Source organism: Bacteroides gallinarum DSM 18171 = JCM 13658 (genome assembly GCF_000374365.1).
GTDB classification, from domain to species: Bacteria; Bacteroidota; Bacteroidia; order Bacteroidales; family Bacteroidaceae; genus Bacteroides; species Bacteroides gallinarum.
This window is the reverse complement of record NZ_KB894147.1, coordinates 1-26,332: the sequence shown is the minus strand read 5'-3', so window position 1 is coordinate 26,332 and position 26,332 is coordinate 1. Positions and strand designations below refer to the sequence as shown.

Annotated in this window: 26 protein-coding genes and 1 tRNA gene; 12 read left to right on the top strand and 15 right to left on the bottom strand. The window is 49.8% G+C overall.

The window, feature by feature from the left end; all coding sequences use genetic code 11:
- Positions 1-15 precede the first annotated feature (15 nt).
- From C233_RS0115940 to C233_RS0115920, 5 genes are read left to right on the top strand one after another with little or no spacing between them, the layout of a single operon-like run.
- A complete protein-coding gene (locus C233_RS0115940; RefSeq protein ID WP_018668563.1) occupies positions 16-1,515 on the top strand; it encodes a DUF3868 domain-containing protein in 1,500 nt (499 codons plus the stop codon).
- Between the two features lie 29 nt (positions 1,516-1,544).
- The gene (locus tag C233_RS0115935) at positions 1,545-2,660 is read left to right on the top strand and encodes a fimbrial protein (protein ID WP_018668562.1); all 1,116 of its coding nucleotides are present in this window, start codon (positions 1,545-1,547) and stop codon (positions 2,658-2,660) included.
- A 24-nt stretch (positions 2,661-2,684) separates the two neighbouring features.
- Complete coding sequence (locus tag C233_RS0115930; RefSeq protein ID WP_018668561.1) at positions 2,685-3,569, top strand: FimB/Mfa2 family fimbrial subunit; 885 nt, start codon at positions 2,685-2,687, stop codon at positions 3,567-3,569.
- 11 nt (positions 3,570-3,580) lie between these two features.
- Complete coding sequence (locus tag C233_RS0115925) at positions 3,581-4,675, top strand: FimB/Mfa2 family fimbrial subunit (RefSeq protein ID WP_018668560.1); 1,095 nt, start codon at positions 3,581-3,583, stop codon at positions 4,673-4,675.
- A gap of 6 nt (positions 4,676-4,681) precedes the next feature.
- Complete coding sequence (locus C233_RS0115920) at positions 4,682-6,328, top strand: hypothetical protein (protein WP_018668559.1); 1,647 nt, start codon at positions 4,682-4,684, stop codon at positions 6,326-6,328.
- Positions 6,329-6,508: 180 nt separating this feature from the next.
- Here the strand turns inward: C233_RS0115920 and C233_RS0115915 are convergent, their stop codons facing one another.
- The 11 genes from C233_RS0115915 to purU all read right to left on the bottom strand — a co-directional run bounded on the left by C233_RS0115915 (position 6,509) and on the right by purU (position 17,825).
- On the bottom strand, positions 6,509-6,820 hold the full coding sequence (locus C233_RS0115915) for a helix-turn-helix domain-containing protein (RefSeq protein WP_018668558.1): 312 nt from the start codon (positions 6,818-6,820) through the stop codon (positions 6,509-6,511).
- Positions 6,821-6,926: 106 nt separating this feature from the next.
- Positions 6,927-7,673 carry a hypothetical protein gene (locus tag C233_RS0115910; RefSeq protein ID WP_018668557.1) on the bottom strand — a complete coding sequence of 249 codons (747 nt, stop codon included), beginning with the start codon at positions 7,671-7,673 and terminating at the stop codon, positions 6,927-6,929.
- A 188-nt stretch (positions 7,674-7,861) separates the two neighbouring features.
- A complete protein-coding gene (gene hepB, locus C233_RS0115905; RefSeq protein WP_018668556.1) occupies positions 7,862-10,204 on the bottom strand; it encodes a heparin/heparin-sulfate lyase HepB in 2,343 nt (780 codons plus the stop codon).
- Between the two features lie 152 nt (positions 10,205-10,356).
- Complete coding sequence (gene lysA / locus C233_RS0115900) at positions 10,357-11,517, bottom strand: diaminopimelate decarboxylase (protein WP_018668555.1); 1,161 nt, start codon at positions 11,515-11,517, stop codon at positions 10,357-10,359.
- A gap of 56 nt (positions 11,518-11,573) precedes the next feature.
- Positions 11,574-12,890: an aspartate kinase gene (locus tag C233_RS0115895; protein WP_026314890.1), complete on the bottom strand. Its 1,317-nt coding sequence runs from the start codon at positions 12,888-12,890 to the stop codon at positions 11,574-11,576.
- 34 nt (positions 12,891-12,924) lie between these two features.
- Entirely contained in the window at positions 12,925-13,635 is a 711-nt protein-coding gene (locus tag C233_RS0115890; protein ID WP_018668553.1) for a cell division ATP-binding protein FtsE, read from the bottom strand.
- A 36-nt stretch (positions 13,636-13,671) separates the two neighbouring features.
- Positions 13,672-14,280 (bottom strand): bifunctional phosphoribosyl-AMP cyclohydrolase/phosphoribosyl-ATP diphosphatase HisIE, encoded by a 609-nt coding sequence (gene hisIE / locus C233_RS0115885; protein ID WP_018668552.1) that lies wholly within the window; start codon positions 14,278-14,280, stop codon positions 13,672-13,674.
- A 95-nt stretch (positions 14,281-14,375) separates the two neighbouring features.
- A complete protein-coding gene (gene hisF, locus C233_RS0115880; RefSeq protein WP_018668551.1) occupies positions 14,376-15,134 on the bottom strand; it encodes an imidazole glycerol phosphate synthase subunit HisF in 759 nt (252 codons plus the stop codon).
- Between the two features lie 395 nt (positions 15,135-15,529).
- Positions 15,530-16,255, bottom strand: a complete 726-nt coding sequence (gene hisA, locus C233_RS0115875) for a 1-(5-phosphoribosyl)-5-[(5-phosphoribosylamino)methylideneamino]imidazole-4-carboxamide isomerase (RefSeq protein ID WP_018668550.1) — start codon at positions 16,253-16,255, stop codon at positions 15,530-15,532.
- 23 nt (positions 16,256-16,278) lie between these two features.
- Positions 16,279-16,869, bottom strand: coding sequence for an imidazole glycerol phosphate synthase subunit HisH (gene hisH, locus C233_RS0115870; protein WP_018668549.1), 591 nt, complete (start codon positions 16,867-16,869; stop codon positions 16,279-16,281).
- Between the two features lie 98 nt (positions 16,870-16,967).
- Complete coding sequence (purU, locus tag C233_RS0115865) at positions 16,968-17,825, bottom strand: formyltetrahydrofolate deformylase (RefSeq protein WP_018668548.1); 858 nt, start codon at positions 17,823-17,825, stop codon at positions 16,968-16,970.
- A 370-nt stretch (positions 17,826-18,195) separates the two neighbouring features.
- Here purU and C233_RS0115860 point away from each other — a divergent pair.
- Positions 18,196-18,269: transfer RNA gene (locus C233_RS0115860), tRNA-Asp, on the top strand.
- A 219-nt stretch (positions 18,270-18,488) separates the two neighbouring features.
- Here C233_RS0115860 and C233_RS0115855 read toward each other — a convergent pair.
- A complete protein-coding gene (locus C233_RS0115855; protein WP_018668547.1) occupies positions 18,489-19,064 on the bottom strand; it encodes a sugar O-acetyltransferase in 576 nt (191 codons plus the stop codon).
- Between the two features lie 45 nt (positions 19,065-19,109).
- A complete protein-coding gene (locus C233_RS0115850) occupies positions 19,110-19,961 on the bottom strand; it encodes an aldo/keto reductase (protein WP_018668546.1) in 852 nt (283 codons plus the stop codon).
- Between the two features lie 182 nt (positions 19,962-20,143).
- On the opposite strand from C233_RS0115850, the gene C233_RS0115845 reads away from it, so the two are divergent.
- The 3 genes from C233_RS0115845 (at position 20,144) to C233_RS25175 (ending at position 22,196) form a co-directional block, all read left to right on the top strand.
- Positions 20,144-21,043 (top strand): helix-turn-helix domain-containing protein, encoded by a 900-nt coding sequence (locus C233_RS0115845; RefSeq protein WP_018668545.1) that lies wholly within the window; start codon positions 20,144-20,146, stop codon positions 21,041-21,043.
- A 76-nt stretch (positions 21,044-21,119) separates the two neighbouring features.
- Entirely contained in the window at positions 21,120-21,263 is a 144-nt protein-coding gene (locus C233_RS24205) for a hypothetical protein (protein WP_018668544.1), read from the top strand.
- A 447-nt stretch (positions 21,264-21,710) separates the two neighbouring features.
- On the top strand, positions 21,711-22,196 hold the full coding sequence (locus tag C233_RS25175) for a helix-turn-helix transcriptional regulator (RefSeq protein WP_373278746.1): 486 nt from the start codon (positions 21,711-21,713) through the stop codon (positions 22,194-22,196).
- Between the two features lie 112 nt (positions 22,197-22,308).
- Here C233_RS25175 and C233_RS0115830 read toward each other — a convergent pair whose 3' ends face one another.
- Entirely contained in the window at positions 22,309-22,827 is a 519-nt protein-coding gene (locus C233_RS0115830; protein ID WP_018668542.1) for a hypothetical protein, read from the bottom strand.
- A 240-nt stretch (positions 22,828-23,067) separates the two neighbouring features.
- Here C233_RS0115830 and C233_RS0115825 point away from each other — a divergent pair, with 240 nt between their 5' ends.
- Positions 23,068-23,682 carry a ferritin family protein gene (locus C233_RS0115825; RefSeq protein ID WP_018668541.1) on the top strand — a complete coding sequence of 205 codons (615 nt, stop codon included), beginning with the start codon at positions 23,068-23,070 and terminating at the stop codon, positions 23,680-23,682.
- Here the strand turns inward: C233_RS0115825 and C233_RS0115820 are convergent.
- Positions 23,666-24,724: an MBL fold metallo-hydrolase gene (locus C233_RS0115820; protein WP_018668540.1), complete on the bottom strand. Its 1,059-nt coding sequence runs from the start codon at positions 24,722-24,724 to the stop codon at positions 23,666-23,668. The two genes, C233_RS0115825 and C233_RS0115820, sit on opposite strands and share 17 nt — an antisense overlap.
- 187 nt (positions 24,725-24,911) lie before the next feature.
- Between C233_RS0115820 and C233_RS0115815 the strand changes: the two genes are divergently transcribed.
- Entirely contained in the window at positions 24,912-25,790 is an 879-nt protein-coding gene (locus C233_RS0115815; RefSeq protein WP_018668539.1) for a PfkB family carbohydrate kinase, read from the top strand.
- A 101-nt stretch (positions 25,791-25,891) separates the two neighbouring features.
- Positions 25,892-26,104 carry a hypothetical protein gene (locus C233_RS0115810; protein ID WP_154656077.1) on the top strand — a complete coding sequence of 71 codons (213 nt, stop codon included), beginning with the start codon at positions 25,892-25,894 and terminating at the stop codon, positions 26,102-26,104.
- Positions 26,105-26,332: the final 228 nt, after the last annotated feature.

Sequence of the window (26,332 nt, the reverse complement as noted above, 5' to 3'; positions counted from 1 at the left end):
TAGCAAATTGAAAATATGAAAAACTCAATCCGTATTCCCCTGGCTCTGGCAATGCTGATGTTATGCAGCGGAACGGGCTGCGCACAGGAGTTCTACCGGGGGGAAATGTTTGTCACCGGACAACGGTTCTCGCTTGCGGACGGACACCTTAACGTGGACTTGTCCGTAGACTTCGAAGGGCTGAAGATGCCTCCGGACGAATCGCTTACCATGACACCCGTACTTATAAACGGAGACGACGAACAAGACCTGCCCGCAGTACTCATCAACGGCACGGAAAAGCAGAAAGTGTACCGGCGGGAGCAGGAATTTGCCGGAGGCAAGAACCCCGCCCCCATACCGGCGGTAGTAATAAGGAATGACGCCAAGACATCGCGCTCCTTCCGCTACCGGGTGGCAGTGCCCTACCGGGAGTGGATGAAAGACGCCATACTCCTGATGCGGTCGCAGGAATGCGCCTGCCACGGCAAGAAAGGAAACATCTACGAAGACAAGATAGCCGACGGGCTGCACCTGCCCCAAGCGCGCCCCTCCGTGTGGGATGCGGATACAGACAGGAAATACCTTGCCTGGGTAAACTTCATCGAACCCGCACCGGACAAGGACACCCTGTACACGGTAACAGGCTCCATACCCTACTTCGGAGCCGCAGCCGGCAATAAAGGAGAAAAGCCGTTGGGCGAGCTGTCCGGCAAGAAACAGGATTTCGAGATATACCACCGCCTGCGCAGCACCCTGCGGAGCATACGGCAGGAAGCGGGGACGGAGCTTGTCAAAGTGAAAGTTACGGGCTACGGCGCCCCCATAGGCAACCTGAAAAAGAACGAGACAAACGCCCTGGCGCGTGCACTGGAATTGAAGGAATACTTACAGGAAAACCGCCTGACGGCAGGCACGCCGCTGGAGATAAGCTGGATTTCCGAAGACTGGGATTCCATTGCATCACTGGTAAGGCAAAGCGATATGATGCTCCGCGAAGCCACCCTCGACCTGATAGGCAATGTAGACGTAGCCAAAGGGCGCGAACGCATGCTGATGAACCTTGCCGACGGCAAGCCCTACAAATACCTGACAGAAAAGATATTCCCCGGAGTAATGAGGGTGGATTACGAAATAGCCTACACCCGCAAGCCGCTGGATGCGGCAGAGAGCCTGCGGCTTTTCCGCACGGGCGGACAGCGGGCGCTGCGCCTGAGCGAATTTTTCGCCGTGGCGGGCAACTATCCGGAAGGCTCCACGGAGTACAACGATGCCTTAGACTTGGCGGCGCGCCTGTTTCCCGACAGCCCCGAAGCGAATATCAATGCGGCGGCGGTAGCACTTGCCAAAGGAGAGACGGCAAAAGCCCGCCGCTATCTGGAGAGGTTCGCCACCCTGCCCATGGCATACAACAATATGGGCATACTCTGCTTGCAGGAAGGCAACCGCGACAAGGCGGAGGTATATCTAACTATGGCGGCGGCAGCAGGCATAGAGCAGGCAAACAAGGCATTGCATGCCTTAAAAGAGCAATAAAGAATTATTAATCATTAAAACAAGCATACATGAAAACGAACGATTATCTACGGGCAGCACTAATAGCCGCCACCTTTACACTGGCGGGATGCAGCAGTGACGACAACGGAATAACGGAACCCCAGCCCCAGGAAAAGACCGCGAAACTGGAACTGCGCCTTACGGGAAGCACGGCAAGCACCAAAGCCACAGGCAGCGCATTGCCCACGCAAACCGAGGAAAACACGGTGAAACGTTTCACCGTAGCTATTTTCAACAGTGACAATTCGGTAAATGCCATACAGACCGTAACAAGCAACACGGCTGCGGCAACGACCGTAAACTGTACACCGGCAACGGGCTGCACGGGCATAGTGGTAGCCAACGCACCCACAGACGGCTACTTTGCAGGCGTACAGAACAAGACCGATTTCCTGAAAAAGACTATCGCACTTGCCGATGTACAGGCTAAAGACTGCCTGCCCATGAGCGGGGAGGTGAAGGACAACGGCGGCAAGGCAACTTTCGCCCTCAACGCAGGCAGCAATACCGGCATGGTTGCCGAAGTGAGTCGTCTTGTGGCAAGGGTATCGGTAAGTAGCATCAAGAGTGCTTTCGACCCCAACGGGCAATACTCGGCAGCATCCTACACACTGAAAAACATCTTCGTACGCAACGTAATAAAGGAGGCAGTACCCGCCACCGGGGGTTACAGCACAACGAAAATAACCACCCCCGCCTTCCTTACCGGAAGCTACGACAGCTCTACCGGAACGGTTGCTTACCTGGCAAATGCGATAAGCCCCGCCGTCAATGTAAGCACGGAGCATACCACCAACTACTGGTTCTATATCCTCCCCAACGAAGAAACCACCCACACGGCGCTGGTGCTGGAAGGTACGTTCAAGAAGAACGCAAGCGATACCGGCACTACTATCTACTACCCGATAGTTATCAACAGAAAACAAGCGGGAACTACCCTTACCGGAAGCTCCGGCACAGGTACATCGAACATTGCCCGCAACACCACCTATGCCATAAAAGCCGTTATCAAGAACATCGGGACGACCAACCCTATGGGAGACATCACCCCTACATCGCTCGAAGTAACGGTAAGCGTGGCAAACTGGGCGCTGAACATCACCCAGGACGTAACATTCGAATAAACATCCCCGAAGCGTAGTACTGCCATGAAGCCCCTCCGTACCTCCATACTCGCGGTAGCGTATATCTGCCTCGTTCTTCCGCCCGCATCGTGCGTGCGGGAGGATATGAGCGCGTGCATGGTCTACGAGCTGAACGTACAAGCGGTGGATGCGGAAGGCAACGACCTGAGCACAAGCGGGGTGCTGGAGAAATCGGAAGTGTATCTTTTCGGCAAGAACGGTTTTGTGCGCATGGTTCCTGCGGGAGTGTCGTCGGACTATCTTTTCGGGAACTACAAGGAGGAGAAGCTCACGCTGGTAGCCTGGGGCAATGTAAAGGAAGATACGCTGATTACCGCCGGGCTCGAACCGGGAACTCCTATCGAGGAAGCGCGCCTGAGACTGAAACAGCATGCCGAAGGGAACCACCTGCCCATTACGGATATTTTTTATTGCTGTAAGGAGCTGAATAACGTTGCCACAAGAAGCGTACAGGAAGAAAGCATCACGCTGGTTATGGAAAGAATGGCGGCAGGACTAAGCATACGTACCCGCCACCTGGCAGACCAATATCCTTACGAGGGAACGCCCTATACTTTCATCGTAAAGGGTACAGGTAGCGAAATGGATTTCAGGGGGAAGGTTACCGGAGAGAGTGCCGGGTACAAGCCGGCAACCGTTACGGACGGAGAGGGGGATGCGTATACCCCGTCTTTCCGCATATTCCCCACGGAGGAGGGAGAGCACATCGAGGTGGAGATATACAGAGGCGAAGAAAAGCTGTGCACCGTTGCACAAGACGGGGAACGGAACCCCTTACGTGCGGAGGCGGGAAAACAGACCGACATCGAAATAGACTTCAGGTACACCGTAACGACATTGGTTAAGGTGCTGCCCTGGGGAGAGACGGAACAGGAGACTGAAATGTAAGCAAAAGGGATATGACAGGGTTATCGGGACATAGAAGCAATGCCGTTGCATCGCACATCGTGGCTGCCGTAGTGGTTATCGCCGCCCTGCTTGCCTGCGATGCCGGACAGCCCGACATGCTGGCGGACGACGGCGAGGTGATGCTTATGCTCCGCCTTTCGCTGCCGGAAGCGGAGAATGCCTCCCCTACCCGTGCCATTACGTCCAACGACGAGAATGCGATAGACATCGCCCAACTGAAAGTGCTGGTGTTCAAAGCCAGCGGAACAGCGGAAACCTTCGACTACGAAGCGCCGCAAGTGCAGCTCCAGAACGGGAAGTACATGGTTACCTTGCGGCAAAGCCTGGCGGGGGAGAAATACAGACTCGTCGTCATAGCCAATGCGGGAAAGAAGCTTCCCGTTATCCCGGAGGGCACATCCAAGAGCAATGCCCTGAAAATGATAACGTTCAGCGCCAGCGGGGGTTGGAAGACTGCCGGCACTTACTTCCCCATGTGGGGAGAAGCCGCCGCAGCACAGGCAATCACCGCCACCACATCCCTGGGAAGCATCACGCTGCTCCGTGCGCTGGCTCGTATAGATGTGGGTTGTACACTTAGCGGAGAAACAGCAGCGGGAGTAAGCGGGTTCACCCTGAAAAGCGTCAGTATATACCGCACCAAGAACAAGGGGTATGTAGCTCCCGTCAACGGGGGAACAATCACCAACAATGTGGTGGCATCCGTTTCCGTACCTTCCGATACCGGAACGAATAGTGCGCTGACCTATGCCTGCACGGACGGCAAGCTGCTGATACGGACTATCTACACAGCAGAGGCACCGCAAGGAAGCAGCAAGAGCGATGATGTGTGCCTCGTAGTGGGCGGTACTTATGGGGGAAGCACGAATTATTACCGGGTAGACCTCACCAACGAGGGCAGCTACATTCCACTCAAAAGGAACTGCCGCTACATCGTGAACATCAAAGCCGTAAGCAATACGGGATACACCACGGAAGCGGCAGCGCTTACGGGAGACAAGACGTTAGTGATAGCCACGAGCGTATCGGCGGAAGCATGGGGTGGGCAGACGGCGGCAGGAACCGGAACGATAACTTTACCTTGAAACGACATGGGAAAGATGATAAGGAATATATGCTACATAGGAGTTGTCTTGCTGGCAGCGGGATGCGGAAAAGAAGAAGCGGAATACGGTTCTGGGCAAGGCATACTCATCGAGGCGGAAGCTCCCCGGACGGACGGGTGGAGCACGGAAAAAACAGTGGGTACGCGAAGCGGAGGGTCGGAAGGAATGATAGGGACACGAAGTGAGGGTACGGAAGAAATAGCAGGGACACGAAACGGAGGTACGGAAAAAACAACGAGGGTACGAAACGAGGGTGCAAAAGAAACAACAGGAGTAGAAAACGAGGGTATAGAAGAAACAACAAGTATACGAAATGAAGGCACGGAAGTTACCAGACAAAAGGGAGACGACGGGCTTGACATGGCGGTAAGTACGCTGCCCGACACGGAAATGGCTGCGGCAGGCAACGCCACTACCCGCTGGGCGAATATGGACGACAACATCGTGTTCCGGGTAGTTGCCTACAAGTCGGCAACCGCCGCAGGAATTTCCACATCGAACTATGCGGGATATGGGGATTATAAGTTATCGGGAAGTACCGTACAGACCACCAAGAGCCTAACTGTTCCCGCAGGAACTTATACGTTCGTCTGTTACTCATACGGCAATGCGAATGCCATAACCGCCTTTACCAACAGCTCTACAAGCGTATCCGCCACCAGCGGGCAGAATTTTATGACGTATGTAAAACCCGGCGTCACGATTAATAATATAGGAAGTAGATATACGTTGAGTGGTATTGTATTCAAGCATCACTGTGCACGGTATAGGGTGCAGGCAATAGCCCAAAACGGAAAAATGGGGAAGATTACGGCATGTACGGGTACGGTAGCATCCGCCAAACATACCGCTGTCTATTCCTTTACCGGCAATACGTTTACAGTGCAGGCAACTGCGGGAACGGCAAGTATTGCCTGGAGCAACCCCTCCGCAATGAATGTGTACAGTGACTATACGTATCTCCTGCCACAAAGTTCCGCAAGTATCACAGTAAAGCTGACTGTAACAATCGGTGGAAAATCGTTTGCCGACAAGAGTATCGTGCTATCGGGACTGACGTTTTCCGCCAACAGTACCTATTATAGTAATGTGTCTTTTACCACGACAGAGGGGTATATCGCCGGCGGGGCATTTTGGGCGAGCGGGAACTTATACAAAAGCAACAACCAGTATCTTCTTTACAGTGGCACGGAAATATACAACGCTCAGGCAGCAAGCGGCGCATACTTTACATGCAACAATCTCAACCCGTATCCCGACCTCACAACTCCTACTACAACATGGAACGATGCCAACGACCCATGCAGGAAGCTCACGAATGCAATAGGCAAATGGAGGCTGCCCACATTGACTGAAATGAATCAGTTAATCAGTTCCGGATACACGGTAGATGCCACCCTGAACGGAGTAACCGGTTATCTATTCGGCAATACTCTTTTTCTTCCTTACGCCGGGTATGTACCCGAGAACAGTTATGTTGAAAATGGGCTAAGGGGGTTGATTTGGTCTACCCCTGGCACAGGAATAGTATATGCAAGTGCAAACTATATCAATGGAGCAGGAATAGGCTACGCCCTTTGGAGTGCCTTTCCCCTAAATTGTTATGCCGTGCGCTGCGTTCGGAATATATAGTAGCAAGAACAACAGTGATTCCCCCCCTCCGGACAGTCACCCGTTATTCGAATACTCAACCCATAAAAACGGTCTACCCGTTTAACCAATAAGTATTTCCGACCAAAGGAAATATTTATGTTTGTTTGCATGTATTCCCTGCGCTGTGAAGCGCGGGGAATACTTTTTAGATTAAAGGCACTATAAAAATGTAGGAGTAAATTCGATACCCAAAGCGCGGGCTATACGGAAAAAGCTTGAAATCTGAATGTCAGTTTCTCCTTTTTCCACACGGGCAATATAACTTCGTGCCGTACCAACTTTCTCCGCCAACTCCTGCTGAGTTATCTTCAACTCCTTACGCCGCTCACGCAATATCTCGCCATAATACCATGCTATTGATTTTTCATGAAAAGAGGTTCGAGCATCCGTCCCTATTTCTCCATATTTCCTATCCAACAACTCACCTGCCGTATGCAATCTTGCCAACTTATTTTCATCCAACTTTCTCATAACTCAAAATCCTCCAATATCTGTTTAGCAATCTTTATTTGTTTACTATAATCAATAGCCTTACTCTGATTAAGTATATAGGCACAACAGTATAAGTATTTAAAGTCTAAAGGATAAACTCGAATGATTGTTTTTCCTGCTCCATTTCATACTGCTTAATAAGCGCATCATAGCTTAAAAATGACACACGTTTGTTCAACCGTAAATTATCGAATGCATGAAACTGCATCTTAGCTTCAAATTCAGGCTTGCGTTTTATATCGGCAACAATAGCCATTCTTACATAGAAATCTTGTAGGTCGTTGAACTTCAGTAGGGAGTTCTGAATGTCCGTAGAATGTTCTATCTCGAAAAATGAATGAGGCATATTGCGTCCGTTAAACCATATCGTATCAATGGTAGCACTACGCTTTACCATTTGAGGATAGGAATAAGGCGGCTGTTCTGCAAGGGTGGAAAGTTCGTGCAGCTTGCGTCCGTCGTAGAATTTCTTGTTTTTATCTTGTTTGGGTACGAAAGTCTGCATGTTATGGTATTTGCCTACTATTAATAAAATGCCTTGATAGTAGGTATGATTGAACATTATGACATCGTTCGAGTCTTTGTTTTTTTCGGTTTCGACGATAATCCCTCTATCTTCTATCTGTTTTCTATATTTCTCAAGTCCATATAGTCCGGGCTTTATTTTGTAAATACCTTTAGTTTGTTGCACAATACGGCGGATACTGGCAAACGGTGTTTTTGTTTTCCATTCACAGTTGCTTATTTTAAAAACTTCTCTGTTCAATTCGCCTAAAGTTGCGACTCCCCCTAACTTATCTAAAGTTTCTATAACTGCTTCATATTGTTTCATAACTGCATCATTTTATCAGCATCACAGATGAGTGTGCTTATGTAAGAATACTCCCTTATTTTATCCAATAGGTTAGTCGTCTGATAAAAGCATAATGTCTGCAATTCTTTGATTGTTTCCGGGCTGCAATTTCCGAATGTCTATAATATCTTCAATCTGCATATATATGCCGTTTTATGCTCTCTTGTTTACCTACAAAATTCATAGCTGCCGGCTGTCCCTTCAAAAGCAAGTACTCCGTCGGAAGTTTGTACTTCGGCCAACGGAATAAAGATGCGACCGTCTTTCTTTACCTGCCAATTGCCTGCTTTGAGGTCGGTGATAACGAACTTATACGTGCCGCTACCGCTGACTGTAAGGGTAAAGTCTTTGTATAGTTGTTCGCTATTTCTGGCAAAGGTCACTACGCGGTCGGCTAACTGGACGCCTACTATCCGGTCGTTCCCGATGCGCCGTACTTCGTTCAGCTTATCGCATCGGTTATCGGTAATCTGTATCACATTCAGGAAGTTGTCGGTAATGGCGGGGGTAGCGGGCGTTACTTCTACTCTCCAGGCTCCGCGCTCGTTGGCATTGTCGAGGTAAGGGGCTACGGCATCGTTGGGATAGTTAGTGCCGAACACCCAGTTTTCCTTGCCAGGACCGCCGACTTTGCCGATGCGCATATTATCTGCCTGGGGCAAAAGGACAGTGTTGTGCAGCATGCCGCTATCGCCGTCTTTGGTGCGCCGTACTGTGAAGGTGTTGCCTTCGACCGTAGGTTCTTCGATGCTGTGCAGCAGCCAGTATTTGCGGAAATCGGGGTTGGATGCCGACACTTTGTCGTAGATAATAAGTGCGGCAGGTACTTGCCCGGATTTCAGGTTGAGGAATACGAAGGAGCGTTTGGCTTCTTTCACTTTCCGGGTATATGCCTGGGTGATATCTCCTTTCAGATAGGAGTAGTCGGGTGTTTGCGCATCCGTGCCGAATCCATGTGCCAGGACTTTGCCTACGGTATATTCCTCGGACAGGAGGCTGTCGAGCGAATTGCAGGTTTTCCAGCCTTCGCCACACATGCGCTGCCCGCCGTCGTTGGCTGCAAACCGGGTCTTTCCGCCACCGCCATAGTTCCAGCAGCCGAATTTTTCGTCGGGGTCGTACACCAGCAATGAGTTATGGGCAATGGTGCGCTTGAAGTAGTTTTTGTTGTTGGGGCTGTTGTATCCGCCCGAACTGCCGCTATAAGCGCCGGCATCGATAGCCAGAGGACCTTTGTGGTAAATCTGGAAGCTGCCGCCGTCCATATGTTGGTGGTTGCCTACGAACTGTTCGTTGATTTTCATCTCGGCTATCACGCTGTTGGCATCCCAGCCGGTACGGGCAATCATCCAGCCGTAGGGAGTGCCGGAATAGCGTGTCAAAGGAAGGTCGTCGGGGGCTTTGCCTTGCAGGTCATAGTCGCGCCATAGCAGTTCGTATATCAGGCAGTGGTTCATGGATTCGTTGCCCGACTTGTCCAAACGGGGGTTACGCTCGAACTCATAGGCAAGGTATTCGTCTTTATAATAGCTGGAGGCCAGGAACATGGGTACAGGCATGGTGAGCAAGGCGGGACGGTTCTGCGGGTAATCGTCGCCGGAGGGCAGCAGTACTCCGTCGGGACGCCGGCGATAGATTATGTCGTAGAGTACGAACTTTGCCGAGGAGTCGTAGATGCTGCCGGCTCCCATTTTATCCAGAATCCAAAGCGGAAAGAGGTCGCAGGCGAAACGGACATGTATGTAGTTCGTACCCTGGTGGTAGTTTTGTCCTTCGTAGAAGTAGTTGCGTGCCGGGATGTAGTCGCGGTAGAGCATGGTAATAACGTGGTTGTACATGTCGGGGTATTCGTCGTAAATGGCGATGCCTGCCGACAGCATGTCGCGCATAATCATCCATTCCGAGGGGTGTCCTGCTATGGGTTGGTTATTGCGCGGCGGGTAACCGCATTCCATGCTTTTTGCCAGGCGGATGAATTCTTTGATATAGGCTTGTTTCTCTGAACTTGTCATCTGGTCGTAGCACCAGTCATATACCATAGCGCCGGTTATCAGCATGGCTCCGCTGGCTCTCGACAAGTCGGAACGGATGCCGAAGGAGGCGCGTTGCAATGTGTCGAGCGTGGCTGTAATGGCTTGGCGTGCCAGGCGCTTGTCGCCTTTCAGCAAATAGTCGAGCGCTTGCAACTGTGCCCGTGTGGTAACGCCGCGCATCTCGTAGTAGTAGCGGAAACCGCGGTTGGTAACGGCTGCTTCCTCGGCGGGGGTACGGTCTTTGCCCAGCTCTTTCATGAGCGAAAGGGTGCGCTGTGCCTGAGGGGTTTTCATGCGTTCTTTCAATGCCGGCAAATCGGAGGAACGGAGGTAGAGACGGGGGTGTGTTTGAGGCGGAAGGGGTACATTAACTCCTTCTATGTTCTGCCATACTACGTCTTTCGGCAGTTCTTGCGCCGAGAGGCAAAATGAACTAAGTACCAGACTGATTGAAAAGAGAATCGATTTGTGTTTCATAATGGGGTTCTTATCAGATTTAATGCTGTAAAAATACAATAAAAAAATCAAGTAGCGACAAAAAACGGGAGGTTGTGTCGAGGTTCACCAGGGATTACACGGTGGTGAAATTCGATACAGCCTCCCGCCGTTTCTTGATAAGTTTTGTATGCTTATACCAACTCGTCCGATGTATAGCCTTGCGGCAACTCGCGGCAGTTATAGCCCGATGCCATGATTTCGCCGTATGCTCCGGCAGAGCGGAGGGCTATAAGGTCGCCACGCTTCACGCCGTTCAGGTCTACGGCTTTGCCAAAGACATCGGAGGACTCGCAGATAGGGCCTACCACATCGTAGGTTTGCTGCGGGGCGTCGGAGGTGATGTTCTCAATCTTGTGGTACGCCTGGTAGAGTGCCGGGCGAATCAGGTCGGTCATGCCTGCATCGAGAATGGCGAATTGCTTGTTAGTGCCTTGTTTTACGTACAGCACCTGCGAAATGAGCGAGCCGCACTGTCCTACTACCGAGCGTCCCAGCTCGAAATGGAGTGTCTGGTATGAGCGGAGTTTCAGGCAGTTGGCGTAGGTTTCGAAATAGCTTTTGAAGTCGGGTACGGGCTGGCGGTTGGGGTGTCCGTAATCGATGCCGAGTCCACCGCCCACGTTGACGTGTTCGATGCGTATCTGGCGGGCTTCGAGCTTGTCTTGTAATTCGTTGACGCGGTTGCACAAGGCTACGAAGTCGCCCATATCCAGTATCTGCGAACCGATATGGAAATGCAGTCCGATGAATTTGACGTTTTTCATCTCTTGCGCCACATCTATCACATGGTTCATGTCTTGCATGCTGATGCCGAACTTGTTTTCGGCCAGCCCGGTGGTGATATTGGCATGGGTATGTGCACCTACATTGGGGTTGATGCGGAATGCGACATTGGCTACCTTGCCTTTGGCGGCGGCGAGTTCATTAATGATTTCCAGCTCGGGAATGGATTCTACGTTGAAGCAGAAGATGTCGTAGTCCAGCCCGAGGTTTATCTCCCAGTCGGCTTTGCCTACGCCGGCAAATACAATCTTAGCGGCAGGGAAACCGGCTTTGATTGCCGCACGGATTTCACCGCCGCTCACGCAATCGGCTCCCAGCCCGTTTTCGCGGATTATGGAAAGAACTTTTGGATTGGCATTGGCCTTTACCGCATAATGTACCGAATAATTATCATACCGGGATGCTTCGGTACGGATGCTGGCAAGGGTATCGCGCAGCACCTTCGTATCGTAGTAGTAAAACGGGGTACGCAGTTGACGGAATTTATCGATAGGGAATGTTCCTTTCATAAAATTACTATGGGTTATATCTTTGTTCTTTCTGTTATGATTGTATTTTTCTTTTATTATTCATTGAACAGTGCGTCGCTGAGTGACTGCAAGGCTTGTTTCTTATCGCATTCGCGGATAAGGAAGGATATGTTGTAGTTGCTACCGCCAAAAGAAATCATACGTACCGGTATGTCGCGCATGGCGTCGAGTGCCTTCGCCTCAAAACCGACGTTCTCCCACTCGAGGTCGCCTACCACGCAGATGATGCACATTTCTTTATCTACCGTTACCGTGCCGTATTTCTTCAAGTCGTCCAGAATTTCGTTGAGGTGTTTGGTGTTGTCGATAGATACGGATACGCCTACCTCGGAGGTGCAAATCATGTCGATAGATGTCTGGTAGCTTTCGAAGATTTCGAATACTTTGCGCAGGAAACCGTGGGCAAGCAGCATACGGCTGGACTTGATTTTGATAGCTGTAATATTGTCCTTAGCAGCTACTGCTTTGATTTTGCCTTTCTCCGTATCGTTGGATATGAGTGTGCCTGGAGCCGTGGGATCCATTGTATTGAGCAGGCGCACGGGGATATTGGCGTACTTGGCGGGCTGTACGCAGGTGGGGTGCAGAATTTTCGCACCGAAGTATGCCAGCTCGGCTGCTTCTTCAAAGTGCAGGTGACGTACCGGCGAGGTTTTGTCTACAATACGCGGGTCGTTGTTGTGCATGCCGTCGATGTCTGTCCAAATCTGGATTTCGGAGGCGTTGACGGCTGCGCCTATCAGGGATGCGGTATAATCGCTGCCGCCGCGTTGCAGGTTGTCTACCTCGCCGTAGGCATTACGGCAGATAAAGCCTTGTGTGATGTAGATTTCGGCATTGGGATGCAGCTCGAGTTGAACTTGGAGTTTATCTTTGATATAAACCGGGTCGGGCTCGGCATTTTTGTCCGTGCGCATGTATTCTAAAGCCGGAAGCAAAACGGATTTCACGCCGCTTTCTTGCAGGTAGTAGTTCATCATGGCGGTGGAAATCAGCTCGCCTTGTGCCAGTACTACTTTTTCCTCGAACAGTGTGAAAAGATCTTTTGTATAAGAACGGATATAGTCGAAATGGGATTTGATAAGTTCCAGCCCTTTCTGTTTGTATTCGGGAGTGGCGTAGAGTTCGTCGATGTGCCGGCGGTATTGCATCTCCAGCCTGTTGATTATTTCGTTGGCGCCTTCCGGATTTTTCTTATACAGATAGTCCGAAATCTCGACCAGCGTGTTTGTGGTACCCGACATGGCAGAGAGAACCACAATCTTACGTTCACCATCGGTAATCAATTTGGCTACATCTTTTATTCGTTGAGCCGAACCTACTGAAGTACCTCCAAACTTTAAAACTTTCATTTTCGTTCCTGTATTAAATGTTATATAATCTTGTTTATTTTTCTTCTGCCGGTGTTGCAATGGTGTATTGTTCCGTTACATCCGTTATCAAATGGTCGGCACAGCGGTATACGCGTCCCGGGTATTCCCAAAGCAACTGCATGTTGTGCGTGGTCATAATGACAAGCGAGCCTGCCGAACTGATGCTGTGCAGGAGTTGGGTGATAGCGAAACCGGTTTCCACATCCAGGTTGCCCGTAGGCTCATCGGCAAGGATAATTTCCGGGGAATTGAGTACGGCACGGGCTATCACGATGCGTTGCTGCTCGCCTCCCGACAGTTCGTTGGGGTATTTATAGCCTTTATTGCTCATGCCTACCAGTTGCAATACTTCGTCGATGCGGTCTTTTATCTCTGCTTTGTTCTTCCACCCGGTGGCACGGAGCACGAATTCCAGGTTGTCGTGCACGGTACGGTCGGTGAGTAACTGGAAATCCTGAAAGACGATGCCCAGCTTACGGCGTAACTGCGGAATGTGCTTGCGCTTGATATGCAGCATGTCGTATCCCAGTACTTCGGCATCGCCCGCCGCAACGTCCAACTCTCCGTAAAAGGTTTTGAGCAGGCTCGTCTTGCCCGAACCGACTTTGCCGATAAGGTAGACGAACTCTCCTTTATGCAGTTCCAGGTTTACATCGTTCAATACGCACAGTTCTTGCTGGTGTATCTCCACGTCTTTGTATCGTATCAGCGCTTCGTCGCTCATTCCTGCTTCTTGCTCTTTAGGTATTGTTTTTACTAATCAGTGTTTCTTCCAGGTTGCACTGTGGCGTTCTTCCAGCTCGCGTGCCAAATCTTCTATGCGATAGCCTTTAGAGGTAAGCAGTACGATAAGGTGGTACAGCAGGTCGGCTCCTTCGTAGATGAGACGTTCGTCGGTTCCGTTGCATGCTTCGATTACTGTTTCAACTGCTTCCTCGCCTACTTTCTGCGCCATTTTGTTGATACCGGACTGAAACAGGCTGGTGGTGTAGGAGCCTTCCGGCATTTCGGCATGGCGCTTGTCGATGAAATCCTGGAGAAGTTTCAGGAACATAACGGGTTGTTCGTTCTTTTCGCCCCAGCAGGTATCCGTACCTGTATGGCACACTGGTCCCACGGGATGTACTTGGATGAGCAGGGTATCTTTGTCGCAGTCTTCTTTCATGGAAACTACGTTCAGGAAATTGCCGCTCTCCTCTCCTTTCGTCCACAGACGGTTCTTGGTACGGCTGAAAAATGTTACCTTACCGGTTTCTACCGTCTTGTCGTATGCTTCCCGGTTCATGAAACCCAGCATCAGCACTTTGGCTGTGTCAGCATCTTGTATAATTGCCGGAACGAGTCCGTTCATTTTGTCAAAGTCCAACATCTTGAATATATATTATTTAGGTATTAACTATCGATTGCTCTGCGGCATTATGTTTTTTCCTGCCAGCCCCGCTATCTTATCGTTTCATCTTCTTGTCAAACCTGGCGCATTGCAATTCCCTGGGCGCAAAGATACGATTTTAAATCGGGAATTTTAATTTCTCCGAAATGAAAAACACTGGCTGCCAAGGCTGCATCGGCTTTTCCTTCCAGAAAGACATCGCGGAAGTGTTCTTTCGCACCTGCCCCGCCCGATGCAATAACCGGTATGGAGAGTGCGTCGGCAAGGGCGGCAAGGGCTTCGTTGGCATATCCGGTCTTTACGCCGTCGTGGTTCATGCTGGTAAAAAGTATTTCGCCTGCACCGCGCTCTTGTGCCTCTTTCGTCCAGGTGAGAAGTTCTTTGTCTGTTTCCACACGGCCACCGTTGAGGTAACACCACCAGCCCTTTTCGGTCTGCTTGGCATCGACAGCCAGCACACAGACTTGCGAACCGAAGTGTTTGGCTATCTCGTCAATCAGTTCCGGACGGCGAATGGCCGAGGAATTGACGGATATTTTGTCTGCACCGGCGTTCAGGAGCCGGTCTACATCGCTCAGCTCATGGATGCCGCCGCCTACGGTGAAGGGAATGCTGATGTTGGCGGCAATGCGCTTTACCAACTCGGCAAATGTCTTGCGACCTTCGAAACTGGCGGTGATATCCAGAAAAACCAACTCGTCGGCTCCTTGCTCGCTATAAGCGCGCGCCAGCTCAACCGGGTCGCCTGCATGACGCAGGTTTACGAAATTGGTTCCTTTTACGGTCTGCCCGTCTTTAATGTCGAGGCAGGGGATAATTCTTTTCGCTAACACAATGTTTTTTTATTTACGGTTTATGATTTCAGATTTGTGTCTATGGTTCATGGTTATGAATTCAGAGTTCATATGTATGATTTCCGATTTTAGATTGATGATTTCATGGTTACGAGACTTTACGTTTATGATTATATGTTACGATTTCATGGTTATAATCTCAGGGTTATAGGTTTATGCTTATAGGTTCATACTTATGGCTTTATGCTTATGGTGTCACGTTTATGGCTTCACGTTTATGGTTTCATATTTAGGTTTCACATTTATAGCTTCATGTTTATGGCTTCATGTTTATGGTTTCATACTTATGGCTTCACATTTATAGCTTCATACTTATGGTTTCGTGTTTATTACTTAAACAGATAAACGTGACGCCATACGACATAAAGCTGAAATCATAAATCCAAAATCTGTTCCAGTTCCTTGAAAGTTATACGCCCTTCGTACAACGCCTTACCGAAAATAACGGCAGGTACGCCTGCCGCTTCCAGCCGGCGGATATCGTCGGCACAACTCACCCCCCCACTGGCAATGAGGCAGAGTCCGGGATGCGCTTCCAATATTTCCTTATACAGAGCCGTAGAAGGACCTTGCAACATACCGTCACAGTTAATGTCCGTACAGATAACTTTGCGGATGCCTTTCTCTACATAATCTTGCAGGAAGGGGAACAACTCGCAAGGGCTCTCGTCTTTCCAACCGTTGACGGCAATTTTACGGTCTTTTACATCGGCGCCGAGAATGATTTTCTCCGGACCATATGTTTGCAGCCAGTGGCAGAAACGTTCGGGGTTCTTCACGGCAATACTGCCGCCCGTCACCATTTGCGCACCGTTTTCAAACGCAATCACCAAATCTTCATCGCTCTTTACGCCGCCACCGAAGTCGATAATCAAGGAAGTGCGCGAGGCTATCTGCTCCAGTGTGCGGTAGTTCACCACATGGTGGGAAGCAGCACCGTCGAGGTCTACCACATGAAGGCGACGGATGCCGTGCGCTTCAAGTTCTTTGGCTACTTCTACGGGATTCTCATTATACACCTTCTTGCTATCATAGTCGCCCTGAGAAAGGCGTACGCACTTTCCGTCGATGATGTCGATAGCGGGAATCAGTTCTATCATACCTTTTTATTTAATAACAACAGCTACAAGTCCAGGAAGTTCTGCAAGATGCGTTCGCCCACACTCCCGCTCTTCTCGGGGTGGAACTGGGTGGCATAGTAATTGTCCTTGTGCAAGGCGGCACTGAACGGAAGTATGTAGTCCGTCACGGCAGCCGTGCAGTCATTGACCGGAACATAGAAGCTATGTACGAAATAGACGAACTCTTCCTTCGTAAATCCTTTGAACAAATCGCTGCCGGTCTGCGAAATCGTGTTCCAACCCATATGAGGCACTTTATCTTCGTGCCTTTGCGATACAAAACGTTTTACATCGGTATCAAAGATGCCGAGACAATCCACGTTTCCTTCTTCCGAGTGACGGCACATCAGTTGCATGCCCAGGCAGATGCCCAGCACCGGCTGGCGTAGCTCTTTTATCAGCCTGCCCATACCGCCGGCGTTCAGAAACTCCATAGTCGTTTCTGCCTCGCCCACTCCGGGAAAGATAACTTTATCCGCAGCACGCAGCACTGCTTCATCCGCCGTTATCTCCGCCTCGACGCCCAAACGTTTCAAAGCATAATCTACCGAACGGATATTACCCGCATTATATTTAATGATTGCAACCTTCATTAGCTACCAAATTTACAGTGATTAGTGCCCGGTGGCTGTTTTACGTTTCCTGCGGCATACCGGCACGACTTCATAAATAAACCACCAGCCTCTAACCGCTAATTGAATATCACGGTTTTATTCTTATATGCCAATATCTTGCGCTCGATATGCTTCTGGACGGCACGGGAGAGGACAATCTTTTCCAAATCCTTACCTTTATTTACCAAATCCTGCACGGTGTCCTTATGCGTGATGCGCACTACATCTTGTTCGATAATAGGGCCTGCATCCAGCTCCGTAGTAACATAGTGGCTGGTAGCGCCGATAATCTTTACCCCTCGCTCGAACGCCGCATGATAAGGTTTCGCTCCCACGAATGCCGGCAGGAAGGAGTGGTGGATATTGATAATGCGGTTGGGATAAGCATTTATCATCTGCTCGGAAATAACCTGCATGTAACGCGCCAGCACGATGAAGTTTACTTTATGCTTGGCAAGCAGTTCCATTTCTTTTTTCTCCTGCTCTTCCTTCGTTTCCTTAGTGATAGGGAAAAGGTGGAAGGGGATGCCGAAACGTTCTGCCACGTGCTGCAAGTCGGGATGATTGCTTATTATAAGAGGTATCTCTACATTCCACTCGCCCGCCGTATAGCGCGCCAGCAAGTCGAACAGGCAGTGCGACATCTTCGACACGAAGATAGCCATGCGCGGCTTTGTGTCCGAGAAGTAAAGACGGAAACTCATTCCATACTTCTGCGCATACAGTGTTTCAAAATAATCCTCTATTTTCTCCTGGGGAACCAGGAAGTTTTCCAATTCCCACTCGATACGCATGAAAAAGATATTCTCTACATGGTCTACATACTGGTCCAGATAGATAATATTCCCTTTGTTCACCGTTATAAAGTCCGTCACTTCTGCCAGGATGCCCGGTTTATCGGGACAGTGAAGCAACAGTTTGGCTGTTTTCATCATCCTAAAATCTCTTTTTATCGTTTTCCAATTACAACATTCTTGTTTTGAGTTCGCAAAAATAACGATTTATTGCAAAAAAACGAAGTTTTCGAGCAGAAAGTTTAAAAACAGGTATAAAATGTTTCGTTTTCTCCAAAAACGTATTTTCAACCGGGTGCTAAACATTACATAAACAGTGTATAAACGCTTTTCTAAATAGTTGTTAAATAGCAGTACTCCCACTCTATACAATATTCTCACAATGAGGATATAAAGCCAACACTGCCAAAAGCTGTCGAAAAAAAGTTCGTCACAGCTATTGCAGGTTCCCAAAAAACACCTACCTTTGCAACCGCAATCGAGAGAGATAGCAACGATACAATGAAATTATGGTGCGTTAGTTCAGCTGGTTAGAATACATGCCTGTCACGCATGGGGTCACGGGTTCGAGTCCCGTACGCACCGCGAAAGCAAATAGCAAATTAAATAAAAAGCTCTGAAATCCTCGAATTTCAGAGCTTTTTATTTTTCTCCGCTTCAACTAAGATAACGGCTTAGGCAATCTTCACACGGCTTGCCCGCGATTGGTAAAAAACTGACAATAACCGAGTTCAATAGAATTTCCCTCCATTATAGTCTTTATCTACCAATGGCTTTCCTATATCTCGCAAGGCAGGGAAATCCCTATACAGTCGTGTTATCGATATACTTGATAACTTTGGCAGGTACTCCCCCTACGATTGCATTTGCCGGAACATCTTTTGTTATTACCGCACCGGCAGCCACCACCGCATTATCGCCAACCGTTACCCCTTGCAGGATAGTGGAATTGGAACCGACCCACACATTTTTACCAAGCACGATAGGCGCAGGATAGGTGGTATGGCGGTGTTCCGGTGCAAGTCCGTGGTTGAGTGTTGCAAAAACCACGTTGTGCCCTATCTGGCAGCCGTCGCCCAGCGTAACGCCGCCGTGGTCTTGGAAATGGCAGCAGGCATTGATGAACACATTATTGCCGACTTCGATATTTTTCCCGAAATCCGTATAAAACGGCGGAAACACACGGAGCGAAGACGGAACGGGTTTCCCGAAAAGTTCGGACAGCAATGCCCGTACCTCGTCCGGAGTATGATAGGAAGCATTCAGCCTAAATGTGATACGCCGCGCCTCATTGCTCATTTCATCCATAAAGAGATGTATATCTTCCGTATCGAGGGCTTTCCGTGTTTTTACATATTCTAAAAAATCATTCAGTAACATAGCAGATATAATTAAACCGTTTTTTTGATTATTGCATTGTTCCTTTCAAATGGCATACTTGCGCCCGCACAAATCACTCACGAAGTCCGGAGCATCGAAATCGCCCACCACCGGCAATGCCCTGTCGCAAGAGGCAATCAGCGCCATATCTTCGTCCGACAGCCGGAAATCGAGCGAGTGGAAATTCTCCTCCATACGTTCCCTGTGCACCGATTTCGGAATTGCGGCGATACCCCGCTGCGTAAGCCAGCGGAGAGCAATCTGCGCAACGCTTTTCCCGTATTTCGCAGCCAGCAGAGCCAGTGCCTCATTCCGGAAGAAATCATTCTTCCCCTCGGCGAACGGCGACCATGCCTCCACCAGCACACCCTTGCTGCCGGCATACTGCTGCATGGCCTGCTGCTGGTTAAAGAGATGCGTCTCTACCTGGTTCACTGCCGGAACGACTTCAAAATGAGCCATTAAATCTGCCAAACGTGGAATACGGAAGTTACAAACACCCACAGCGCGGACACGCCCCTCACGATAGAGCCTCTCCATAGCCTTCCATGCCCCGAACACATCCCCGAAAGGCATATGGAGGAGATAAAGGTCCAGATAATCCATTCCCAGGCGGGCAAGAGAACGGTCGAACGCCCGCAGCGTCTGCTCGTATCCCATATCCTGAATCCAGACTTTGGAAGTGATGAAAAACTCGCTGCGGGGTACACCGCTCACCTCCACGGCTTTACCCACCGCTTCCTCATTCAGGTACACCGCCGCCGTATCAATCAGGCGGTAACCCGTGGCTATCGCCTCGCCTACACACCGCCGGCACAAGCCGGCATCTTCCATTTGATACACGCCATATCCCAGCAGCGGCATCCGGACACCATTATTCAATGTTACATATTCCATATAATATAGTGTTAGTTTATAAATCGTTATTCGTAATCGCACTGCAAATGTAGGCGGATAGTCATGGAGGGGATGTAGACGGATTACGGACATTTGTAACCTATTTACTGATAATCCGCCAAGCGATATACTACGTATAATTTTATTCTTTACATTTGTGCAGGACTAAATGAATACGCCTTATGAAAGAAGTTATCAAACTGGATACGGTAGACCAGTACAACCAGCTCTTCGGGCTCGAGACGCTGCATCCGCTGGTAAGTGTAGTAAACCTGTCGGAAGCCACCGGGTTCCCCACGCATTTTACGCTGAACTACGGAGTGTATGCGCTTTTCCTGAAAAACACGAAATGCGGAGACATCCGCTACGGCAGGCAGGTTTACGACTATCAGGAAGGAACGGTCACCAGCTTTGCACCGGGGCAAGTCGTTGAAACGGAGATGCAGCAAGGAATAAAGCCGGACGCCCACGGGCTCCTGTTTCATCCGGATTTGATTAGGGGAACTTCTTTGGGGCAAGACATCAAGCGCTATTCGTTCTTTTCGTATGCCTCGGCCGAAGCCCTGCACTTGTCCGAGGAAGAAAAGGGAATATTCATGGACTGTCTGGAGAAAATAAAAATGGAGCTCCAGCATCCAATCGACAAACACAGCAAGCGCCTGATTTCACGGAATATCGAACTGCTGCTGGATTACTGCATGCGTTTCTACGAAAGGCAGTTCATCACCCGTTCGGAGAGCAACAAAAGCGTGCTGGTAAAATTCGAAACCTTGCTCGACGACTATTTCCAAAGCGACAAGCCGCAGACGGACGGGCTTCCCTCGGTAAAGTATTTTGCAGACAAGGTATTTCTGTCTCCCAACTATTTCGGCGACCTCATCAAGAAAGAAACGGGAAAAAGCGCACAGGAATACATCCAGACCAAGATGATAGACCTTGCCAAAGAAATGATTGCCGGAACGGAAAAGACCGTCAGCCAGATTGCCTATGAGCTGGGCTTCCAGTACTCGCAGCACTTCAACCGCATCTTCAAGAAGAATGTAGGATATACGCCCGGAGAATACCGGAAGTTGCAAGCCTAACCGTACCGGGCTTGCTTCTTTTATTCATTACTTTTAATATTCTTTGGAACGGCATCGGCTATATAGGTGATATATTATGACGAAAGAAATCCTTAAAAACCACTCTGTTTGCGGTAACCGGAAACTCAGTAGGGTGCAGAAAGGGACGGACGTCCGCATGCTTCCCGGCAAGGGGGCAGGCATCGAACCGAAAGACAAGGAATACGGAATGCGGCAGTAACGCCGTTACAAAGCAAGATATGCGGGGAACACCCTTATGGAAAAAAAGACACTGAATATAGAGACTGTACACCAATGCAACTGCTGCCTGGGGTATAAGACGCTGCATCCGCTGGTAAGCGTCATCGACCTATCTCCGGCCAGCCTGGAACAGCGCACCGTAAAATGCGGGTTCTATACGATTATCCTGATAGAAGGGGAAGCCGGAGACTATGCGTACGGGCGCAAATACTACGATTACTCCAATGCCTCGCTGATATTCCGCACGCCGGGAGAGTCCATAAAGCTGGATACGGACAACCTGCCTGCCCGCAAAGGCAGGCTGCTGGCATTTCATCCGGACTTGATAGCCTGCACGGCACTGGGCGGGCACATCGGAGACTACTCGTTCTTTTTCTATAAGCCGGACGAATCGCTGCACCTTTCGCTGCGCGAAAAGACGAAAGTCATGGAGTGTACCGACCACATCCGGGAGGAGCTTCAGCATGCCATAGACTGCCACAGCAAGACCCTGATTTCGCGCTACATCGAACTGCTGCTGGATTACTGCACACGCTTCTACGAGCGCCAGTTTATCACCCGTTGCGAAGCCAACCAGGTAATCCTGCACAGAACAGACCTGCTGCTGGATGAATACATCCGGTCTGGCAAGTTGGAAAGCGGCATACTGCCCTCACTGGAATACTGTGCAGACGCCCTTCATCTGTCGCCCAGCTATTTCAGCGACCTGCTGAGGTTCGAAACCGGAAAAAGCATCCGTGAATATTTTCAACTGATGCGGCTGGAGGCTTCCAAAAGGATGTTGCTGGATAAAGACAATACGGTAGGCATGGTAGCCCGGAAATTAGGTTATGCAAATACACCGTATTTCGCCGCCCTGTTCAAGAAGCTGACAGGAATGACGCCCGCAGAATACAGGCACGCGCAAAACTGACAACACCCCTGCCCGCATACGGAGCCGGGGAGGGAAAGGCTCCGGTACAGATATGCCGAAGCCGTACCCCGTCATTCGCTCTCTTTCGGCGCATCCGCACACGGCGGATTTCCTATTTCCCGGAAGAAGGGCTTATGTAATCTTCCTTGATAAACTCGTCGTATACCCTCTTAGGGTGGTCGAACGGAGCGACCCCGATGCGGTCTTCCTTGAAATTCTCACGGCGGAACTGTTTCAGCTTTACATTATCCTCGGCATATTCCCTCAGTTTTCTCTTTTCGTGTCCGTACAGCGAACTGTCGAGCACCTCCGATTCCAAAAGGCTCTCTTTGGGAGTGATTACAGGCAGCAGTTTCTGTTCCAACAAGCCCCGGTAGGCTCCATTGTACTCGCACCAAACATTGTCTCCCGTTACAAATATACGGTAAGTGTAACTGGACCACGCCGTCTTGATGTTGATTTCACGCGCATAAATCTCGATTGATGCTTCCGAATCATAACTACGATCGCGAATTACAACCGATTTCCTTCCCGAGATGTCCTCCTTTACAACGGTTGTCCACCTCTCGCTATTCAGAATTTCGTCAACGATTTCCGACAGCTTTTCCTTGATTTCAAATTGTATTCTCATTTTCTTTGCCTGTGGGTCAGGACTTATTAAAACACTCCCTATTACAACGTTCTAAGTTAATGAAATTCCATATAAAAAACAACTAAAAACCGATTTTTCATGCTCTTTATGTAATAATTACGGATAATCGGCCGCCATACCGCATAAATATGTTACAGATATTCCCATTTATCCACGCATATCCTAAACCAAGTATCCCTGCCGGTTGTTGTACCTGCATAACTCTAAAACTTAACAGATATGATTAATTATGTGGATAAAATGGCAGATGCCCTGGTGGATGTATTGAAGTATTCTAACCAAGACGTAGCCTGGGTAGAACCCGGCGACATGAAACCCGGCGACGGAGTACAACCCGAATGGTTCTACCCGGCAATAGAGAGCGCAGAGTATTCCGAGATTACCGCTATCCTGCAATACACCCAGCAGGAGGCGGTTTTCGAAGACGAGATAGGCGAGTTGATGCTGGGCATCGCCCTGGTGGAGATGAAACACTACGCACACATACAAGATGCTATCGTAGCATTGGGCGGAACCCTGCCCAAGCCTTACGACAACCGGCATGTAAATCTGGGCGAGACACCCGTCGAGGCGCTCACCCTCGCCGCCCGTTCGGAGGTTGCCACTATCGGATTCTACCAATCGGTAAAGGAACGTATCACCGCCGCCACTCCTACGGCAGACATCGCCCGCAAGCTGCTCACGAAACTGATTGCAGACGAAAGCCTGCACCTCCGGTTGCTTACCCGGCAACTAAGGCAAACGGTAGGCGACGGCAAGGAGTACGATGAAATAATGAAGAAGATATCGGATAACAGCGAGGACATCTCCGCCTATATCAATCCAGATAAATAACTTCCCCTATCACGGGCATCAGTACATCCAGCGAATCCTTTTCTTTCAGGTCTGCGGCATTCTTCAACGGTTCATCCCAACGGTGTCTTGCCAAGGCATACTTCGAGTGATGAACCGTGAGGTATCTCTCCGCTCCCAAGTCCTTGGCTGCCCGGGCAAGGTAGCCGGGCATGGTATGGATATACTTCCATGCCTCATTATACTGCCCATTCTCCAGGATAGCCAGGTCGATGCCCGGATATTTCTTACCGATTTCCGCAAAACGCGTATCGTATCCGCCGTCTCCGCCCATGTAAATCTTCTGCGAGGGAGCCTCTACAAGAAAAGAAGCCCAAAGGGACTGGTTGGATTTCAGGAACCGCCCGGAGAAATGGCGTGAAGGCAGGCAGTGCATAAGGAAACCTTCGTCGAACACGGCATCTTCGAACCAGTCCAGCTCTACCAGGCGCGCCTTGTCGAATCCCCAATATTCGAAATATTCGCCTACCCCCAACGGGCAGACCACCTTGCCTACACGCTCCTTCAACTGCACGACGGTATTATAGTCCAAATGGTCCCAATGGTCGTGCGTGACAACCAGGTAATCGATACCGGGCATGTCCTCCGGCTTATAGATATCGGTTCCCGCAAACGGCCTGTTAAGGAAAGAAAGCGGGGCGGCCGAACAGAATACGGGGTCTACCAGTATCCGCTTGCCGTCCAACTGGATATAATAAGAAGAATGACCGAACCACACCAGTACATTCTTCTCCCGTCCTATGCTTTCCAAATCCGTCTTAACGGCGGGGACTTCCTTTTGTGGGCGTACCCCCTCCGCTTTCTTGAAAACAAAATCCCATAAAGCCCCCAGGCGACCCCTGCCGGATGTCATCATCGGCGTTGCATGCAGGTTACGGAACTGCCCCTCTTTATAATGAGGCGATTTCTTAATCCGCTCCAACCGCTCTCCCTGCGGAATTCTTCCGAACTGCGGCTGGTTGACGAACACGACGCCCGCCACCCCTACCGCGATAACGATGCCTGCTATTATTCCTATTATCATATGTTTTCTCTTCTTTTTCTGCGATTTCATATTCCGAACACATTAAACCGTCTGCAAATATAGCCCGGTTTCTCGGGTTTACCAATATACGGATTACGGATGTTGTTGCCTATATTACGGTTTTTCTTAGATAAATCACTACCTTTGCGGCAAATTTACGGATAAACGAACTATAAACAAGAGGGAAATGAGCGTACACGATTTATGTTGCATAGGTTATATCACACAAGACAAGATAGTTACCGCCAAAAGTACAGTATATATGCCGGGCGGCACATCTTTCTATTTCGCACATGCCATTAAGCGCCTCGACCCGAAAGGCTTTTTACTGGTAACCGCCCTTGCCGATGCAGACAAGGCCGCCGTGGAGGATATACGGGAAGAAGGCATCGAAGTAAAGACACTGCCCACCGCTCATTCCGTCTGTTTCGAAAACATATACGGAGAGAACCAGAACGAACGGACGCAGCGTGTCACGGCAAAGGCCGACCCGTTTACAATAGAAGGCCTGCGGGATGTCAGCGCCCGGATTATCCACTTAGGCAGCCTGCTTGCCGATGATTTTTCATTGGACGTCATCAAATACCTGTCGGGCAAAGGGCTGCTGTCGGTAGACGTCCAGGGGTTTCTGCGCAAGGTAGACAACGAAAAGGTGCTGCCCGTGGACTGGGCGGAGAAAAGGGAAGCCCTGAAACATATCCATATACTGAAAGCCAACGAAACTGAAATGGAAGTCCTTACCGGATGCAGTAACCCCCGCGAAGCCGCCCTGCTCATAGCCGACTGGGGCGTGAAAGAAGTGCTGCTGACGCTGGGCGACAAAGGTTCGCTGATATACGCCAAGGGGCAGTTCTATGAAATCCCCGCCTACTACGCCCTGCAAATAGTGGACGCCACAGGCTGCGGAGACACCTACATGGTAGGCTACCTGTACATGCGGAACAAAGGAGCATCCTACCGGGAAGCAGGCTGTTTCGCCGCCGCCATGTGCACTATCAAGCTGCAAATGCACGGGCCGTTCTGCGGAACCGAATCCGAAGTCAGAAAGATAATCAATCCCGCATAACGGACAGGTGGAGGAGCCGCACCGGACGACACACAAAAGTATCGCCGAAAACAGGCACGTATTTGCTTATTATTCCTACCTTTGCGGAAGATTCACATACTATGGAAAAAAGACTATTGCAGGAAGCAGACAAGGAGAGGCTGTTCGGCATCCCCCTGTTCCGGGATTTGCCGCACAACATCAAGCTATCGCTGCTGGATAAGCTGGATTATGCCGTGTACGATGCCAAGAAGAAAGACATCATAGCCTCACAAGGTATCCCCTGTAAAAAGGGATATTCAGTAAATGTCCCTAAAAATCAAGATGGCATATGAAGATGATAGAGCATACTCACTTCATATGCCATTTTTATAGTCCTATTCCTGTAATTTCTCACACAATCTTACCCTACAAGACATGACGCTCGGGAAGAAGTCTGAAGACATCTTCTGCCTCTGCCTGTAAAATCATATCATGCCGCTTTCACCGTCCTGTTCCTGATCTTGTCTATCATCAGTACGGCATTTGCCGTATGTATTCCAAAGAAAATCCACAGGATTTCC